The following is an 18193-nucleotide window of genomic DNA, read 5'->3' as shown; positions in this document are numbered from 1 at the left end:
GGCGTAAGCGAACATGGACGACGTAAAGAGAATAGAGTGGTCGTGAGATGAACTGCACTTTCTTATGTGCGGGACTGTCTGCCCCAGGGTGGATGGCTCCTGTGCATGTGTGGTGAATGAGCGCGATAAGGGCATTCGGTGGATGCCTTGGCACCAGGAGGCGATGAAAGACGTGGCACGCTGCGAAAAGCCATGGGGAGCCGCGAGCAGGCTTTGATCCGTGGATATCTGAATGGGGCAACCCACCCAGCGATGGGTATCATGTTCTGAATACATAGGGGCATGAGGCGAACCCGGGGAACTGAAACATCTAAGTACCCGGAGGAAAAGACATCAATTGAGATTCCGCTAGTAGTGGCGAGCGAACGCGGAACAGGCCCGTGATTGTTGCAGAAGAAGCAGAACGGAATGGAAAGTCCGGCCATAGAGGGTGATAGCCCCTTATGCGTAGTGTCTGTGATGATCCTTGAGTAGGGCGGGACACGTGAAATCCTGTCTGAACATGGGGGGACCACCCTCCAAGCCTAAATACTCCCTGGTGACCGATAGCGAACAAGTACCGTGAGGGAAAGGTGAAAAGCACCCCGACGAGGGGAGTGAAAGAGACCTGAAACCGAATGCCTACAAGCAGTCGGAGCCTCTTATGGGGTGACGGCGTACCTTTTGTATAATGGGTCAGCGAGTTTCTGTTTGCAGCAAGCTTAAGCCGTTAGGTGTAGGCGCAGCGAAAGCGAGTCTGAATAGGGCGACGAGTTGCTGGCAGAAGACCCGAAACCGAGTGATCTAGCCATGGCCAGGCTGAAGGTGCGGTAACACGCACTGGAGGGCCGAACCCACGCCTGTTGAAAAAGTCGGGGATGAGCTGTGGCTAGGGGTGAAAGGCCAATCAAACTCGGAAATAGCTGGTTCTCCGCGAAATCTATTGAGGTAGATCGTCTGGTATTACCCCGGGGGGTAGAGCACTGGATGGGCTAGGGGGGCCCAAAGCCTTACCAAACCTAACCAAACTCCGAATACCCGGAAGTATGAGCCAGGCAGACAGACAGTGGGTGCTAAGGTCCATTGTCGAGAGGGAAACAGCCCAGACCACCAGCTAAGGCCCCTAAATCGTGGCTAAGTGGGAAAGGATGTGGGGATTCCAAAACAACCAGGAGGTTGGCTTAGAAGCAGCCATCCTTTAAAGAAAGCGTAATAGCTCACTGGTCTAATAGAAACCCTGCGCCGAAAATGTAACGGGGCTCAAGCCACGTGCCGAAGCTGTGGGTGCATACTTTGTATGCGCGGTAGCGGAGCGTTCCGTAAGTCTGTGAAGGGGACGGGGTGACCCTCCCTGGAGATATCGGAAGTGCGAATGCTGACATGAGTAGCGATAAACAGTGCGAGAAACACTGTCGCCGAAAGTCCAAGGGTTCCTGCGCAAGGTTAATCCGCGCAGGGTGAGCCGGCCCCTAAGGCGAGGGCGAAAGCCGTAGTCGATGGAAACCGGGTGAATATTCCCGGGCCTGCCAGAAGTGACGAATGCAATATGTTGTCGGGTCTTATCGGATTGACCCGGCTTTTGGAGCATTCCAGGAAATAGCTCTGGCATATAGACCGTACCCGAAACCGACACAGGTGGACTGGTAGAGAATACCAAGGCGCTTGAGAGAACGATGCTGAAGGAACTAGGCAAATTACTTGCGTAACTTCGGGATAAGCAAGACCCGTCCGTGGGCAACCACAGGCGGGTGGCACAAACCAGGGGGTAGCGACTGTTTAGTAAAAACACAGGGCTGTGCGAAGTCGAGAGACGACGTATACGGCCTGACGCCTGCCCGGTGCCGGAAGGTTAAGAGGAGGTGTGCAAGCACCGAATTGAAGCCCCGGTAAACGGCGGCCGTAACTATAACGGTCCTAAGGTAGCGAAATTCCTTGTCGGGTAAGTTCCGACCTGCACGAATGGCGTAACGACTTCCCCGCTGTCTCCAGCATCGGCTCAGCGAAATTGAATTCCCCGTGAAGATGCGGGGTACCCGCGGTCAGACGGAAAGACCCTATGAACCTTTACTGCAGCTTTGCAGTGGCATCAGAGACATTCTGTGTAGGATAGGTGGGAGGCTTTGAAACCGGGGCGCCAGTTCCGGTGGAGCCATCCTTGAAATACCACCCTGACTGTTTCTGATGTCTAACCGAGACCAGTAAGCCTGGTCCGGGACCCTGCATGGTGGGCAGTTTGACTGGGGCGGTCGCCTCCCAAAGTGTAACGGAGGCGCGCGATGGTGGGCTCAGGTCGGTCGGACATCGACTGTTGAGTGCAATGGCATAAGCCCGCCTGACTGTGAGAGTGACAGCTCGATCAGAGACGAAAGTCGGCCATAGTGATCCGGTGGTCCCGCGTGGAAGGGCCATCGCTCAACGGATAAAAGGTACTCTAGGGATAACAGGCTGATCTCCCCCAAGAGTCCACATCGACGGGGAGGTTTGGCACCTCGATGTCGGCTCATCACATCCTGGGGCTGGAGCAGGTCCCAAGGGTTCGGCTGTTCGCCGATTAAAGTGGTACGTGAGCTGGGTTTAGAACGTCGTGAGACAGTTCGGTCCCTATCTGCCGTGGGTGTTGGAGACTTGAGAGGATTTGTCCCTAGTACGAGAGGACCGGGATGAACATACCTCTGGTGCACCGGTTGTCGCGCCAGCGGCACAGCCGGGTAGCTAAGTATGGAAGGGATAACCGCTGAAAGCATCTAAGCGGGAAACCCACCTCAAAACAAGGTCTCCCCAAGGGCCGTGATAGACCATCACGTCAATAGGCCAGGTGTGGAAGCGCAGTAATGCGTGCAGCTGACTGGTCCTAATCGCCCAATAGGCTCATTCACACAGCCACTCAACGTGGAAAACATACATGCACAGCAGTCATCCACCCACTCTATCCTCTCAGCACCAACCTCCCACACAGTCCCTCAGGACTGACTGGATGATCTGGTGGCCATGGCGGGACGTGCTCCACCCGATCCCATCCCGAACTCGGACGTGAAAAAACCCAGCGCCTATGATACTGTGCCTTAAGGCACGGGAAAGTCGGTCGCCGCCAGATCTTCCAGTCAGCCCTGAATGAAAAAACCACCGCGGGGTGGAGCAGCCCGGTAGCTCGTCAGGCTCATAACCTGAAGGTCATAGGTTCAAATCCTATCCCCGCAACCAAACATTATCCAATATCATCAGCATGTTAAGCCGCCCGGAAGGGCGGCTTTCTGCGTTTGGGATATACGCACAGGAAACACATAGGAAACAGACGAAAAGGTACCGGGGCGCGATTTTGTCTACTTTCACAAATGCGTGATTTAAGAGCGAGGCACCCTGTCGCCTGTTTCGGGGTATCATTCTAGGCTTGTCGAGTCAGGACAGTCTGCCCTTCTGCTGTCCGTATCAGGAGATGCACGAGCAGCCATGGCCGCAGACGAACTCACGGGACTGATCCGTTATCTCGGTCAGGAGGACTGGCAGGAGTGTTTTGGCGAAGTGCTCGGCGATCACATCGGTCCGGCGCTGGAAGCGGGCGACATCTCCTTCGAGGATCTGGCGGAGATGATCGGCCCTGACGTTGCCATGACGCTGTGGGGCTGCGCTTTCGAAGATTTTCTCGGGCAGGACTGGGACGATGGCCGGAACTTCGTCGACGTTTACCTCAAACGGCGGGGCTGGAAGGAAGGGCCGCGCAACAGCGTCTACATGCGTGCCCTCAAGGCTTCGGTCATGAGCCTGTATGAAGTCTCGGATATCAAACCCGGCCAGAGCCTGATGGCGCGTGACCTGCTGCGGGGTGGGGAACCCGTTCTGGTGCATGAAGGCACGGCTACCCGGACGCTGGAACAGTGGGACCGGATTGCAGCGCGTCTCGTACCGTCCGATGGAAAGACCATTCTGGCAGGCGGGCTGCTCGCCTATTCACGGGGCGCCTGTGAAGATCTGTCAGGGAACCTTTACAGGGCTCTGCGGAAAAGACGTGGCAAGGCCGAGTTTCCAAAAGTCGATACGCAGACGCTGCATGAACTTGCGCCGATGTTCACGCTGACCTGGCTGTTTCGGACACTGGAGGACATGGCCCGGCAGATGGAGGGGCCAGCGCTGTTCAATGGGGACGGAGAGGATCTGGTCTTCCACGAAGTGTGTTTCCCGCTGGCAAAGGGCGTGACACAGAAGACAGTGGCGGACGTGCTTGACGGGGTCATGGCCCTGCGACCGGAAAACCGGTCATTCTGGAACTGGCTGAAAGAGCCGAGTAATCCCGAGGGCAAGGCTGGACGAGATGAAAATGGGCGGTTCTTCCTGCGCACCGAGATGGATGATGGTGCGATCGTGCTGGGCACGCTGGATCTGAAGGGGCGGCAGTTGCGGCTGCAGGTGAACTCGAAAGAGCGTGCCGAACGTGGCCGTGCCATGCTGCAGGCTGGTCTGGGAGATCTCGTGCGCGCTCCGCTCACGCAGATCATGACGCCGGCGCAGGCGATGGAAGACCGGGGGACGCATGGACGTGAGGTCTCGCCAGAACTGCAGATCCCGCCCGAGGAGGAAGCCCGGATGATCGGGCAGATGCTGGAGCGGCACTATCGGCAGGTGCTTGATGAGCCAGTCCCGGCCCTGGGGGATATCACGCCGCGCCAGGCCGTCCAGACAGCCTCAGGGCGTAAAAAGGTGGCCATCTGGTTGAAGGATATCGAAAACACTACGGTCCGAGCCCAAGGGAGTGGCGGTGCCACGGCTGCCTACGATTTTGGGTGGATGTGGCACGAACTCGGAATCATCAGGCTCAGGAAATAGTCCGCTTACGCCTTCACCTCAGACCAAGCAGCACAATCACGATCGCCTCAAAAGCCGACATCATTATGAGACTCTATTTGCTGATAGTGTGACGATCAGCCTGGAGATTTTTGGCCAGATAGTCGATCAAGACACGCACTCTTTGTGGCATGTAACGATTTGGCCCCATAAAGACGGCATGCACAGTCTGAGGCTCCCGCGCGGCAAATCTTTCGAGAACAGGGACAAGCTTTCCCGCAGTGATATCTTCCTGAACCTGAAACACTGAGAGTTGGGCGATCCCGGCACCCGCAAGCGTCAGGCGCCGCATGCTTTCCCCATCTCCCAATAGAAGATTGCCTTTTGGGGCGAAGGTTCGAAGTTGTCCTGTCTCATCGCAAAATTTCCATTCCGGTGTTTGCCGTCGGAAAGCAAATGTCAGACAGTTATGCCTTTCCAGGTCGTTGACCGTTTCGGGAATACCATGGTTCTCCAGATAGGAGGGTGCGGCCACGGTTACGAAATGCGTTTCCATGAGCTTGCGCTGCAGAAGTCCTGAATCCCGCATTGGGCCAATGCGGATGGCGACGTCGGCGTGATGCTCTACAAGATCCACAACCTGATCTGTGAGATCCACAAAGAGCCTGATGCCTGGGTAGCAGGCCAGAAATCCGGGCAAAAGATCAAGCACGCACTGAAGGCCGAAAGGCAGGTTCATGTTGACCCGAACATCTCCCGTTGGTCGGGGCGTTGCATGCAAAAGACCATCTTCCAGCACCGTCATCTGCTCTAAAATACACTGGCTTTCGCGATGGAAGCGCTCCCCTTCTACCGTCAGCTCAATGGACCTGGTCGATCGGTTAAGAAGCCGCGCTCCCAGCCTTGCCTCCAGACGTGACGTCAGCTTGCTAACGGCAGAAGGTGACATGTGAAGCCGGCGTGCAGCTTCAGAAAATGATCCGGCCTCCACAACAGCCACGAACACTTCCATCTCACCCGACCGATTAACATCCCTCAACATATCTGTGCCCTGAATTCATAGCGACTGTGAATTCGTAATCTCTAGTTCATTCGTCTTTCCGGGAGCAAGTTTTACGAAGCGATCCAAAATCTCCGGAGACAGTGAACCATGAAAATTTTTCTTACAGGCGCGACCGGCTACATTGGCGGTTCCCTCGCCCGCTATCTGACCGACCTTGGCCACGAAGTCCATGGTCTCGTGCGTCAATCCGATAAGGCACAGGCTCTTCAGGACATTGGTATCTCACCCGTTCAGGGATCGCTGGATGACGCTGCTCTTCTGGCGGAACAGGCCAAAGCGGCAGACGCCGTCATTCATGCGGCGAACTCTGATCATCTGGCCTCTGTTCAGACCTTTCTTGAGGCTCTGAAAGGCAGCGGCAAGGCCTTCATCCACACATCCGGATCAAGCGTCGTTGGTGATGATGCACGCGGAGCTTATGAGCGGCCGGATATCTTCGCAGACGACACCCCTTTCGTCCCGATGGACATTCGTAAGGATCGCGTTAAGATTAATGAAATCGTTCGGATTGCCGGGGTGCGCAACGGGATCAGGGCTATCGTTTTTTGCCCGACAATGATTTACGGGGAATCCCTTGGACTGCCAGCAAAGAGTGATCAGCTTCCCAAATTATATGCTCAGTCGCGGAAAGTCGGTGCCGGCGCTTATATCGGAACAGGGCTGAACCGCTGGTCGAACGTCCATATCAGTGACCTTGCAGAACTTTATCGTCTGGCATTGGAAAAGGCACCTTCAGCGTCTTACTTCTACGCAGAGAATGGTGAAGCGTCTTTCGCCGAGATTGCGACCTCCATCAGCAATGCGCTGGGCTTCGAGGGAAAGACGCAAAGCTGGCCAGCAGAGGACGCTATTGTCGAACTGGGCGACTGGGCGCGCTTTGCCATTGGCTCCAACAGTCGGGTGCGGGCCGTCAATGCACGGCAACTGCTCGGCTGGAAGCCTCAGCACACGTCCATACAGAAATGGATCGAAACAACAGACGTAGCCTGGTGAAAGCAGGCTGATGATGTCCGCTGTCTCATCTGAACAGAGGACCTTCCGCTTACGCCTCATCCCGGACATACAAGCCCCCATTCGCCAAGCTCCTAAGCGGACAGTCCGCAATCACCATGAGCTGATGGAGTTTCCTCCCACCCGAGTGCATTCTCCGCTCGGCTGCATAAAAGCAGCCCCTTCTGAGAACGTATCATAGAACAAGACATGTCAGATGGGGTGGAAGGCCTCCTTGCGGCATTGATGTGCCATACCGGCGGTTGATAAACCTTCTGAAGGAGACCGCCCACCCCAACTGACAGCTAGCGGCGCGACCACGACTGGTGGTGGAACGACAATTGGTGGTCCAGCATAAATCCACGGCCAGACCTCCGCCGGAGCGGCACTCAGCATGGTCGCGGCGAATGCCGCGGCTAGCAACTTCCATCCGATGCTATCAGGCATTGTTCTGGTCCACTCTGAACACGCGAACGATTGAGGACGCCCAAACCTGCCTTTCTGCATTTTTGATACCTCTTGACACCATGCACGGAGTTCCCAGATTGAATTTGCCGGCCGCCGAAGGGGTCGGCAGACAGAACTATCAGTTTTGATCTTGTGTCCATGTTGCTCAAAGGAGGATATGGCTATGAGAGCCACCGTTGATTTTGCTCCCCTGTTCCGTTCGAGCGTGGGTTTTGACAGAATGCTCAATGCCCTTGATCTCGCCAGCCGGATTCCGACGGTCGATAACTGGCCGCCTTACGATATCGTCAAGACCGGTGAGGATGATTACCGGATCGACATGGCGGTTGCCGGACTTGCCGAGGCCGACCTTACGATCACACAGGAGCGCAATACTCTTGTCGTGACAGGACGAAAGGCGCCGGAGCCGCGAAGCGCCGCCGAATATCTTCATCGGGGTATTGCGGGCAGAGAATTCGAACGCCGCTTCGATCTGGCCGAGCATATGAAAGTCACCGATGCGCACTTCGAGAACGGACTTCTGTCTATTACTCTGAAACGTGAGATACCCGAAGCGATGAAGCCGCGTCGTATCGCGATTACGTCCTCTACAACACGTGCGGAGGAAGCCGTACCCCAGATCGAGGCGCGGAAAGAGGCAGCCTGATGGCGTGACGAAAACTCTCCCCCGGCCATTCATCCGGCCGGGGAAGAATCTCGAAAGGTCATGAGCATGAAGAGGATGAAAATATCTCTGTCGTGCGCTGCTCTGGGCTTGTCTCTACTGAGCCAGTCGGGCGCACATGCTGGTGATATTGTCCGGACGGCTGCAACATCGTTCAATGCGAGGGCGACTGAGGGCACGTCCACAATCCCCAAAACCGGGGCTCGCACTCATTACGAAGACGGCACGGGTGATATGCTGGTCGACAGCTTGAACGCAAGCCAGTTGGATCAGAACTACAAGGGGCCGGTCTATTATCCCGGACAACCCATTCCGCCGTTCCGGCCCATCGACACAGATCATCTGGCACCGTCAGGGCCAGAGACGCCGGAGAAGACGTCCTCATCGCACGGGACGTAGTGGGGATTGAGTAAAGGCGGCGTTATAGACCGCCTTTACCTCGATTCTTCAGGATGAAGACCGTTCAGGCTCACAGCGGGGCGCAGGATTATCTTCGAGATGCGCCTGTTCCCTGGCATCGCGCGCGACACGCGCATCCTGCTCGCGGACCAGCCAGTAGACGACGCCCAGCGCCAGAACAGCCGCCGAGAGAGCGAACAGTTCCATGGCAGTCACATCATGCATATCCAGCAGGATGAATTTGCGGGCAATCGCCAGGAGGGCGATCAGGACGATGGTCCGTACCCGGATGACGTTCTCATGCTGGGCAAGAACGACCAGCAGGGAGTGTTTGAACTCAAGCGCGATGATAACAGTAAAGATCGCGCCAAAAATCGCCTGGAAGATCGTCTGGTTGATCGGATCGATTCCGACATCGACGACCAGATGCCATACCGCGCTGATCAGATGAATCGTCGCGATGGCGGTGACCAGCATGATGAGCGCAATCAGGGTCAGAATGATCGCCTGTTCAAAACGCTCGTAGAATGTCAGGCCCCTGAACAGCTTGATGAAGCGGGACCAGTCCCTGCTCTGCCAGGAACGTTTCATGGAGAGGTCTTCCATAGCCGTTTTCCCATCTATGAATTGGGTTATAGTTCCTACGTCGTGGCCCTTCCGGCGTACATCCGGTTCAAAGCCGCTGCCAGCGTGGGAGGCGACAAGACAATGTTCGGGCAAGGTCTCGCACGCCTTTTGGCAAGGCCAATGTCAGCTGGTTTTCGAGGTCTCCCAACAACTAGCCAAGGCCTTAGCCATGTGCGTGCGGTCAGCGACAGGCAGGAGTTTTTGGACCACGGCGACGGCCGTCGCTTCCGGGTCTGGCGCGGTTCTCCAGCGAGATACCAAGTGGTAAATCAGATGGTCAGCCGCCCGACGCATGAGGCCGTTATATCCCTGGTTTTTTTCTTGGTCGCCGAGATAGTCGGCCAGCAGGACCGCCAGCTCTGTACCGATCTGAACGGTCGGAAGCGACATAATTCTGTTTGGCCTGTCCGTGTGAAGAGTCATGATGCAGTCCTCAGGCCGGGGCGTGTGTCGCTCGATGTCAGAGCCGTCGCATCCAGAGGGCTGACGCTCAAGCCCGAAACAGTGGCGGTGACGTCGACATGCACGGACCCGAACAGATGCTGGAGGGCGGCCGGAGGCGTATAGGCGCCCTTGACGGCTGCCGAGGTCCGGCCGTCCATAAGGATTGGGTCGACAAGGACCGGGCACCCGGTCTGCCGGCCCAATATCTCGATGGCGCGGGCCAGTGGCATGGATGGAATGTTCACCGGCTGCTTTTCTGTCTCGCACGACAGCACATCATGCGGCGCATGAGCCGATGCCTGCGAGGCCATTCCGACCAGCAGCATGAGGACGAGACCCACAGCGACGTGTGGTCTCTCCCTCTGCCGAAGGCGCCGAGGTTGTTTGGCCGTCTGTTCCGCTCGCTCCGTCTCTCCGGCGGAATGCGACCAAACTGGCCTCATTGTCCCCAGTGAACGGGGCACGGGGGGATGGTTATTCCAATAGTGCTGAAGCGCCTTCAGGTTGAGAAAATGGATAAAGCTCGACATCTCCCTGTTCTTGCTGCTTTTGATTTCATCTTCAGAGACGCGGGGCCTCCGATGCAAGGCCCCGCTCCACCCTCTCATTCCTGCGGTCGTTCCAGAAAAGACGGCGTTTCCGCTCGGAGAAGGCGTTTCTGATCTACCCGACGCGGTCAGTGCCTTACGCGGCGACCGAAACTGGCGGTGCGGCTCTTGCCCGCACGGGGAGACGGAACGCGAGATCAGAAGCCAGGGGATCACACCCGGCAGGGGCGACCGCGCCCGTCTGGACCAGACGTTCCAGCGTGGCGCGAAGTCTGATCCCCGGTATACCGGTATGGGCCACCAGAGACGTCAGCGTCACGCCACGTCCGTCATGACTGAGGCGACGAAGCATGGAGAGGACACGCGGAGCTAGCGGATCGTCTCCGAAAAGGGGGCGCGTTACCATGATACGCCTCCCTCAAGTCGGTTGCGCCATCTCCGGGCGGCTGTGCGCAAGGAGCGGCGATAGCGGGAATAAAGTCCTTTCAGTGTCGACATCCACATCCTCCGAAAGCAACATGGACTTCAGTTGTCTGGCTCACAGAGCCTATGCCGGACCCTATGGCGTCCGGCGAAAGCAAGATTGGAAGAGATGCTTGCCTCGTCAAGGGGTACGAAATCCAGATTGTTTTTCATGAATAATTTTATTATTTATATTTGTATTTATTTTTTGTGGTTATGTTGCGGACGGAAATTACAGGGGGCTTGTTGATATTCGTTGAACATCATGGCGATGATCGCAGAAAATCAATATATTTTCCTTCTATGATGGTGGCCCGGGGTTTTCCGGCCACCACCTGTCTTATAGAGCGCTTCCAGCGTGTCCGTTCGTCGGGACTTCCGTCAGCGTCTCGACGGCGGGGGTGAGAGCCGTCGAACCAGCCTTTTGATCTCCGAGATTGTCAACTGCTATCGGCGCGGCTAGCGCCGCACAGGCGTTGCTTCCGGTGCGTGACACATGAACGATTGGCGCCGCCTGACCGTCTGATGTGATCGTGATCGTCTGCGTACAGACGATGGGTCCACCGGTGCTGACCGCCTCGAAACGCTGCCAGGACATGCTCTGTTTCGGGAGATCATGACTAACAGCCGGAACGGCGCGCAGGGCACCGCCCAGCCGCGAGCCCAATGTCCGATCGACCGCCTCCATGAGAGCCATATTGCGTGCCATCATGCGATTAACGGCGTCGAACATGTCGATATCAGGCAATGCCGCTGTCGTCGCGATGCCCTGGACCGGGACCAGGATACCGACCTGATGTCCCCGTGCATCAACGACGCGCAACGTATCCTGAGCCTGCGCAGGCAGGGCAGCCGCGCCGCAGGCCAGTGTAGCAACAAAGACGCCAGCCTGAAACATACGAGAAAAATGCATTTTGGAATCCTCCGTGTCTGTTAAGCAGTGTCGGACGACGGCAGGAATATGGGCTGGGTAAATAGCGCCAGCAAGAGGTGGAGGAAGACTACATTGATCGTCTGATCCGGATATGAGCGTGTATAGGCGTCCACACCAGAGGGATCCGGATCGGTCCACACCGTCTCGTCGCATTCGCAGTCCGGGCTACCGACCCTTCGGCTTGCGGCCGCCACAGACGACGTCATCACCGCGCGCTCCACACCACTCCGGATCGCCGCACGCAGCACCCGTCGCCCTCTTCTCGATGGCCAGCCTATAAAGACGGGCAACGTCGAGCACATGCGCTGCAGGCCAGAAATTGCTCCCATCTCCCACATAGGCGCAGGTCCCATTTGCACGAAAAATCTCGATCAGCGGTGTGATGAGCCCCTGCTTTGCCCTCTCGTGAACCTGGGGAAGCCGCACCACCGAAGCGCGGATAGAGACGATATGCGCGATCGTGCAGTGGCAATGTCAGTAACGTTTTGGTCTGCCACGTCCTTGGCTGATTGAGTTTTCGCATGTGCAGCATGGACGGATCTCAGGTATTACGGCGACCAATTCTCCAATGTGGATGGTCGTTGTCAGGGAGTCCAGCCAGATCAGGATCGATCATCTCACGATCCGCAACCCGGCCTCGTGCAGCAGACTGTCTCGATGACCGATCCCGTTGCTCCAGTAACATCAACGACCCCGCATATTCATGATGTGACCATAACAGATCTGACTGCGATAAATGCCAAGACAGCCGGCGTTGGGTTAGGTTTGCCCGAGGCAGCGATTGAGGGGATGTCCTTGAGACATGTTCGGTTATCGGCCCAGAAAGGCCTTCAGCTTAGTCATGTTAGCGGACGTTCCTTTGGAGGCACGCTCACAGTCCAGACGCCTCCACTTCTTCAGTGTGGATCTGCTGTGCACATGGAGGGATCAGGCCTGTGCTGTCCGGATGAGAGACGCGTTCATGAATGGGTTTTTACTCGACATAATTGACCGTCTGTCGACTCAGAAAAAACAAAGCAGACAGGCGGCAGTCGCCTACATGTCGGACAATCCGAAACACAAACGAATGACCGCAAAGCGGACGATGCAGGCCCATCTTGCCTGGGTGATTTTTATTCTCTCAGGCGAGTATCAATGCCCGCCAGATTCAGTTCGATCCGAACTGGCGTTTCTTTTCCGAAGGCCTGATGAAGCGCGTGGCGAGCAACAGAGTACCATGAAATAACGCGAGCAATCCAAATGTTTCGGCATAAGCCTCTGACACGACATGAGACGGAGCGACTGTCGCAAGCCGCCACCCAAGGAATGTGGCGCACGCTGTAATCAATGTCGGCCCTCCGATCCTTTGCATGATGTTCAGCGCAGTTGTCGCCATCGGAATATCCGCGCGGGCGATCGAAGCGTATCCCGCGCTCATCGCCGGAATGCCGACGGCACCCCCGCCGCCGCCACGCAGCAACAATGCTATGCTCAGCAGGGCAACGTTCAGACCGCTATAGGCAAGCACCACCAAAATCACTGTTCCGACCAACGAGATAAGAGCCCCGCAACCGGTCAGATCGCGCGCGTCAAACCGGTCACTCAGACGCCCAATGAGCGGATAGACGCACATCATCCCCAGACCCAGGGGTGCCATGAACAGGCCCGTCCGCTCGGGCGAGACACCGCAGGAGTGGATCAGCCATATGGGTAGAAGCATCTGACCAGCGAACGATACCCCGTTCGTCAGAAACATGATGATCGCCGACACCGAAAAGGCAGGCGCACGCAGCAGGCGCAGGTCGATCAGCGCGTCATCACCCTTGCGTCGCGCGGATCGGACATACAGGACGAACAGCACGAGGGAGGCGCCTAAGGTCGCCTGTCCATAAGGCCGGGCGACATGATCCATGCCGTAAAGAAACGAGACGAGAGCGGGCGCGAGAAATCCTAGCCCTGTCAGGTCAAGTGGACGGGGGCGCTCGTCATGCCGATCGTCAGGGAGAAACAGAACGGCAAGGGCAAAAGCCGCAAGCCCGACCGGCACATTGAGAAGAAAGATCCATCGCCAGGACGCGATGGAGAGAATGGCACCGGCGACGACGGGTCCAAGAAGCGGCGCGAGCAGAACAAGTGCCGTCATCGCGCTCGCGACCCTCGGCATCTGTCGGCCCGCCACACGAGCTACCGTCATCTGAGCCATAGGGGCGAGCAGTCCGCCCGCCATGCCTTGCAGCAGACGGAATACGATCAGGGACGGCGCAGACCACGCTAGTGCGCACAGGCCTGATGTCAGCGTGAAGGCACCGAAGCACCATAAATAGACCGCTCGCCCCCCGAGGCGGCTTACGAGCCATCCATTCAGTGGCAACGTCAGGGCGAGCGCCAGCAGATAGCCGCTGACCACCCATTGAATGTGTGAAAACGGAGCGTGCAGGGTCGCGACGAGATCTGGTAGCGACACATTGACGATCGTGGCGTCCAGTTGCGCCATGAAAGATCCGACCGCCGCGACGCTCACGATTTTCCAGGTGCCCGGAGGCAGTTGATCCGGGTCTAAGGCTGGCAACGACGTTCTGGCGTTCATGAATGATCTCGCGGGAAACCGTGAGGCGCGCAGACATGAGCCATGCGTTTACGCATCCAGCGCGATCGCGTCGCTCGTCGTCACCCGGCCAAGACGGGGAAAAATCTCTTCGCAGGCAAAGCGCTGCATCTCTTCGGTGAATGTGGACATGACATCCTCGACGAGCACGACGTTATATCCGTGCTCATGCGCCGCTCTGGCGGTAGATTCCACACCCAGATTGGTGGCGATTCCACCGACCACGATGGTCGTGATCCCGCGTCGCCGCAGTTGGAGGTCAAGATCCGTGCCGTAGAAGGCACCCCACTGCCGTTTCGTGATGCGCAGATCGGTTGGTTCGGCAAGCCCGTCGACCAGTTCAATCCAGTCGGGTGCAAAACCGCCTGGCGGCGAAAAGGAGCGATCGACGACCGTATGCACCGCGTCCGCAAAGTCCAGCGCGAACGCGACGTTGACCAGAATGACCGGAGCGCCGGCAGTTCGGAAACGCGCCGTGAGTTCTTTCGATCGCTCAACAATCAAAGCACCCGGTGTCGGAGCCAGGGGAAGCCCCGTAATGCCCTTCTGGAGATCGATCAGGACAAGAGCCGTCTTGGTGGCTTGAAGCGAAATCATGGAGAAACATCCCTGTCGGCGTTAGAACCGCCATCCCGAACCATTGTCCGGAACACGCGGTAACGTTAGTAAGTTGAGTAGACACTCAAGCAGGAGAATTATTTGAGGATGGACTCAAATTCGTCAAGGGGTAAAAGAACGTCTCTTCAGCCGCTGCGTGCGGCTGGGCGTCAGCGCGTTGAGGAATTGCTGGAGGCCGCGTCTGATCTCATGGCGGAACGAGGGTACGAGGCCACGACCATGGCGGAGATCGCCGCGCGCGCCGGGGCGAAGATCGGCTCGCTCTATCGTTTCTTTCCAAACAAGGAGGCGGTCGCGGACGCTTTGGTGCAGCGGCATATCGCCGTTCTGGAAGACGAATACGCGGCACTCGCCAAACGTGCCGCCACGCTGTCGCCCGAAGCATTGGCGGACGTCCTGATCGAGTTGCTTGTCACGCTTTATCCTCGCGTGAAATCCCTGTCCGCGCTGATGGAGGCCCGGACCGACAGGATGGAGATTCGCGAACGTGCACGAGGACATGCGATAGTTGGAATTGCGGCTGCGTTGCGTGTCTGTGCACCAGGGTTGGGTGAGATGCTGGCGAAAGACATTTCTGCGGTCGTTCTGAACACTATGAAAGTGTTGCGCGGTATGCTCTCGAAGGACGCGCCCACGATGCCAGGTGCGCCTGACGAATTGCGGCGGATGCACCGTCTTTATCTCGCGGACCGGCTGGAGCCGTTTCGGCGCACTTTAGACAGTATAACGGAGGCGGAGCCATAATTTCGCGGATTGGTGCAGTATTCGCCCCACGACCTAAGAGCCTTGGCGCTGTCCCGGAGAGCGAGATGTCATGGCAGCTTATGCCTCCATGCCGGCTATACAGCCGTTAAGGTTGTTCGCCTGAAAACGGACTTTATTACAAGGTTGATTTTGGGGAACCAAAATTAATCCTTGTGTCCACAGGAATTACGCGGTCGTGTATGATACAAATACCAAGAAACCCGCATGTGATGCAAAGTCGTGTGTGCAGGCCAACTTTGCGTTACGCAGATATAAATTGAGATAGTAAGATTAAGATAATGAGTGTTCCTTACATTGCAACATCGGAAGAACGTGCTCTGCATCAAGCAATCAGTAATCTTACGTTGAAAATTGCACGTCCTCTAATTCGATATAATGACAAAAAATCCTGGCCAAAACTGCTATCAGGAGGATCGTGTTTTATCTTACGCTTTGATTGCGGGTTAATTGGCGTGACTGCGAATCATGTTGTTGAGGTATTTGAGGCAGATAGAGAAGAAAACGTAAGCAACACATGCCTGCTCAGGACTGTTCGTTTCGATCTTCTGAACAAGATTATTGACCGGAATACAGATCTCGATATTGCAACATTTTCGGTCACCGAAAATGAATTGGCTGAAAGTGAAGCGCAGGCGCTGGATTGTCGTGGCGCGAACTGGCCGCCCCCAAAGCCTCTTGAGAGCGCCCCTATCAGCTTTGGCGGCTTTCCGGAAGAATGTGCAATACCGTCACTGCCAACCAACGCTGTGTTTGCCGGATTTGTATCACTTACCTATGTGCAAGATATAACCCAGCGCGAAATTATTGCGACCTATGACTCGAACCGAGATAGTCGAGTTATAATTGATGAACGCTTACCAGATGTCGGGGCCAATCTTAGTGGTTGCAGCGGTGGTCCGGTAATTGTGCATTATGAACGCAATATGACTCATCACTATTGTCCGGTTGGTATGATAATAGTCGGAGCAAAAGGAGAGGGCACCGGCTTGATGGCAGGATGGGATATGTATCGTTTTCGTCGCATCCATTTTATTCAGCCCGACGGTTCAATCCTCATCCAGCCTAGTAACAGTTTCTGAACCAATCGGATTTTCGCGAAACGTCCGCTTTTTTTGCCCAACTCACCTGACAGCGGACTGTCCGCGTACCCCCCCGATCTGCCTGTCTGCTCAATGAATGGCAGCAGACAGCCTGTAGCCGCCTTCATCCTCGACATACAAGGCGCGATAAAGATTTCCAAAACCGGACATGTGCGCGTGGCAAGTCCGACATACTCGCGTATGCCGTCACCGTTGTTCCCGTCTGCCAGTAATTTCCGCTCATGTGCCTCACGATGCTGCGCATATTGGTAATTATACTGTAGCAAAATGAACCGACATCTCTGGACAAACACCTGAGCGAGCGCATGGTTAAGTGGTTCAACTTGATGGAATGATGCCCCGCATGCGCCGCTGATTGACGGCGCGCTTCATCACACCTCAACGCCAGTTCAGTCCTGCGCGGCACGACGATCAAATGCGGCGCGGGCCTGTTCAAGGGCGGGACGGTTCTCGCGTGCCCAACTTGCCAGGGCTGCCAGAGGTCCTGTCAGGCTTTGCCCCAATGGGGTCAGACAGTACTCAACCTTCGGCGGGACGGTAGCATAGGCTTTGCGAGCCACCAGTCCATCGCGTTCGAGCCCGCGCAGAGTGATGGTCAGCATCCGGTGCGAGATGCCGGGGATGCGGTGCTTCAACGCATTGAAACGATGGGTGCCTTCTGAGAGATGGCCACAGACCATGACCGTCCACTTGTCGCCAATGCGTGCAATCACCTCTGCTAGGCCGCGACATTCAGCTTCTACATTTTCCATTGCTACTCCTTGGGGCGACAGGAACCTGGGTGTTCTTGACGCATGAATTCATGCGTACTTGTTAGCTTATAGGAACAAATTTATCCTAAAGAACCATAAATAACCATGGAATCTGATGATGAAAATAGGTGTGAGCGGTGCCAGCGGCCAGCTCGGTAGCGCAGTTGTTCAGGCGTTGGCGGAAACGGTTGCGGCCGAAAACTTGGTGGCGATTTCGCGCACCCCCAAGACCGATCGAACCTACGCAGGTCGCTTAGGCGACTACGACCAATCCGAGACATTGGTGGCGGCCTATCAGGGCCTAGATCGCCTGTTGTTGATTCCGGGGGCTGATCTGCGGCCGGGGATTCGTTCGCGCCAGATGTTGGCGGCCGTGGATGCCGCTGCACAGGCCGAGGTCGGTCACGTCTTCCTGTTGTCGGCAACCGGGACGCAGCGTGAGGGGGAGTCCGCCGTTGGGGCGGCGTATTGGCACAGTGAGCAGGCGTTGATCAAGAGCGCGATCCCCGCATGGACGATACTGCGTATGAGCTATTTTTCCGAGACGCTGGTCGAAGAGGTGCGGATGTCTTTGACGGCAGGCGGGCTTGCGATGCTTGAGGACAGCCGCGTCAGTTTCGTTTCGCGCGGCGACGTGGCCAAAGCTGCCGCCGCCGCATTGACCAGCGAGGGCCACGAGGGCGCCATATATCAGCTGACAGGCTCTGAAGCCCTGCGTGGTGAAGCGGTCTGCAGACTGGTCGCACAGCAGATCCAGCGGCCCTTTGCCTTGAACGTTATGCCCGCCGAGGTGTTGCGAGCCGGGTTGCTCAAAACGGGTCTGCCTGACGTGGTTGCCGATGCCGTGGTATCGATGAAGGCGCGGCAGGCGCGTGGCGCCTACGACATCGTCAGCGGTGACATCGTGCGTTTGACCGGAGGCACGCCGTGTTCCCTGGCCGAAATTCTGGCGAGTATCGCCGGAGGACTGGGGCAGTCGTAGCACCGCACTTGCTGGGTGCTTTGCTGCGCCATTCGACG

The 18193-nt window shown here is 56.6% G+C and carries 16 protein-coding genes, 1 tRNA gene and 2 rRNA genes; 9 read left to right on the top strand and 10 right to left on the bottom strand.

The window, feature by feature from the left end; translation table 11 throughout:
* The first annotated feature begins 114 nt into the window (after positions 1-114).
* The 4 genes from FYB92_RS14840 (at position 115) to FYB92_RS14825 (ending at position 4797) form a co-directional block, all read left to right on the top strand.
* Positions 115-2855, top strand: a 23S ribosomal RNA gene (locus FYB92_RS14840).
* Positions 2856-2957: 102 nt separating this feature from the next.
* Positions 2958-3073 (top strand): 5S ribosomal RNA (gene rrf / locus FYB92_RS14835).
* 30 nt (positions 3074-3103) lie between these two features.
* A tRNA-Met gene (locus FYB92_RS14830) sits at positions 3104-3180 on the top strand.
* A 246-nt stretch (positions 3181-3426) separates the two neighbouring features.
* On the top strand, positions 3427-4797 hold the full coding sequence (locus FYB92_RS14825; RefSeq protein WP_332828899.1) for a hypothetical protein: 1371 nt from the start codon (positions 3427-3429) through the stop codon (positions 4795-4797).
* A 73-nt stretch (positions 4798-4870) separates the two neighbouring features.
* Here the strand turns inward: FYB92_RS14825 and FYB92_RS14820 are convergent, their stop codons facing one another.
* The gene (locus FYB92_RS14820; RefSeq protein ID WP_332828898.1) at positions 4871-5755 is read right to left on the bottom strand and encodes a LysR family transcriptional regulator; all 885 of its coding nucleotides are present in this window, start codon (positions 5753-5755) and stop codon (positions 4871-4873) included.
* A 150-nt stretch (positions 5756-5905) separates the two neighbouring features.
* On the opposite strand from FYB92_RS14820, the gene FYB92_RS14815 reads away from it, so the two are divergent.
* Together FYB92_RS14815 and FYB92_RS14810 are read left to right on the top strand one after the other, a co-directional pair.
* Positions 5906-6811: an NAD-dependent epimerase/dehydratase family protein gene (locus FYB92_RS14815; protein WP_126621094.1), complete on the top strand. Its 906-nt coding sequence runs from the start codon at positions 5906-5908 to the stop codon at positions 6809-6811.
* A gap of 628 nt (positions 6812-7439) precedes the next feature.
* Complete coding sequence (locus tag FYB92_RS14810; RefSeq protein ID WP_141262426.1) at positions 7440-7922, top strand: Hsp20 family protein; 483 nt, start codon at positions 7440-7442, stop codon at positions 7920-7922.
* Positions 7923-8387: 465 nt separating this feature from the next.
* Here the strand turns inward: FYB92_RS14810 and FYB92_RS14805 are convergent, their stop codons facing one another.
* From FYB92_RS14805 to FYB92_RS14770, 8 genes are all read right to left on the bottom strand, one after another.
* A complete protein-coding gene (locus FYB92_RS14805) occupies positions 8388-8945 on the bottom strand; it encodes a phosphate-starvation-inducible PsiE family protein (protein WP_256889977.1) in 558 nt (185 codons plus the stop codon).
* A gap of 144 nt (positions 8946-9089) precedes the next feature.
* A complete protein-coding gene (locus FYB92_RS14800) occupies positions 9090-9356 on the bottom strand; it encodes a hypothetical protein (RefSeq protein ID WP_244896452.1) in 267 nt (88 codons plus the stop codon).
* Positions 9357-9385: 29 nt separating this feature from the next.
* Complete coding sequence (locus tag FYB92_RS14795; protein WP_332828897.1) at positions 9386-9751, bottom strand: hypothetical protein; 366 nt, start codon at positions 9749-9751, stop codon at positions 9386-9388.
* Between the two features lie 343 nt (positions 9752-10094).
* Positions 10095-10364, bottom strand: coding sequence for a hypothetical protein (locus FYB92_RS14790; RefSeq protein WP_141262431.1), 270 nt, complete (start codon positions 10362-10364; stop codon positions 10095-10097).
* Positions 10365-10760: 396 nt separating this feature from the next.
* On the bottom strand, positions 10761-11333 hold the full coding sequence (locus FYB92_RS14785; protein WP_332828896.1) for a hypothetical protein: 573 nt from the start codon (positions 11331-11333) through the stop codon (positions 10761-10763).
* A gap of 186 nt (positions 11334-11519) precedes the next feature.
* On the bottom strand, positions 11520-11795 hold the full coding sequence (locus FYB92_RS14780) for a hypothetical protein (RefSeq protein ID WP_331000123.1): 276 nt from the start codon (positions 11793-11795) through the stop codon (positions 11520-11522).
* A 706-nt stretch (positions 11796-12501) separates the two neighbouring features.
* Entirely contained in the window at positions 12502-13920 is a 1419-nt protein-coding gene (locus tag FYB92_RS14775) for a DHA2 family efflux MFS transporter permease subunit (RefSeq protein WP_141262433.1), read from the bottom strand.
* Positions 13921-13968: 48 nt separating this feature from the next.
* Positions 13969-14535, bottom strand: coding sequence for a hydrolase (locus FYB92_RS14770; protein WP_141262434.1), 567 nt, complete (start codon positions 14533-14535; stop codon positions 13969-13971).
* Between the two features lie 108 nt (positions 14536-14643).
* On the opposite strand from FYB92_RS14770, the gene FYB92_RS14765 reads away from it, so the two are divergent.
* Both FYB92_RS14765 and FYB92_RS14760 read left to right on the top strand, forming a co-directional pair.
* Complete coding sequence (locus FYB92_RS14765) at positions 14644-15300, top strand: TetR/AcrR family transcriptional regulator (protein WP_141262435.1); 657 nt, start codon at positions 14644-14646, stop codon at positions 15298-15300.
* Positions 15301-15599: 299 nt separating this feature from the next.
* Positions 15600-16400 carry a hypothetical protein gene (locus FYB92_RS14760; RefSeq protein ID WP_058988286.1) on the top strand — a complete coding sequence of 267 codons (801 nt, stop codon included), beginning with the start codon at positions 15600-15602 and terminating at the stop codon, positions 16398-16400.
* A gap of 410 nt (positions 16401-16810) precedes the next feature.
* On the opposite strand, the gene FYB92_RS14755 is transcribed toward FYB92_RS14760, so the two are convergent.
* Positions 16811-17173, bottom strand: coding sequence for a helix-turn-helix domain-containing protein (locus FYB92_RS14755; RefSeq protein ID WP_007284623.1), 363 nt, complete (start codon positions 17171-17173; stop codon positions 16811-16813).
* Positions 17174-17288: 115 nt separating this feature from the next.
* Between FYB92_RS14755 and FYB92_RS14750 the strand changes: the two genes are divergently transcribed.
* On the top strand, positions 17289-18155 hold the full coding sequence (locus FYB92_RS14750; RefSeq protein WP_061470493.1) for an NAD(P)H-binding protein: 867 nt from the start codon (positions 17289-17291) through the stop codon (positions 18153-18155).
* Positions 18156-18193: the final 38 nt, after the last annotated feature.

It is taken from the genome of Novacetimonas sp. GS1, from assembly GCF_036686925.1.
Classification (GTDB): domain Bacteria; phylum Pseudomonadota; class Alphaproteobacteria; order Acetobacterales; family Acetobacteraceae; genus Novacetimonas; species Novacetimonas hansenii.
The sequence above is the reverse complement of the archived record's forward strand: the minus strand, read 5'-3'. Positions and strand labels throughout refer to the sequence as shown.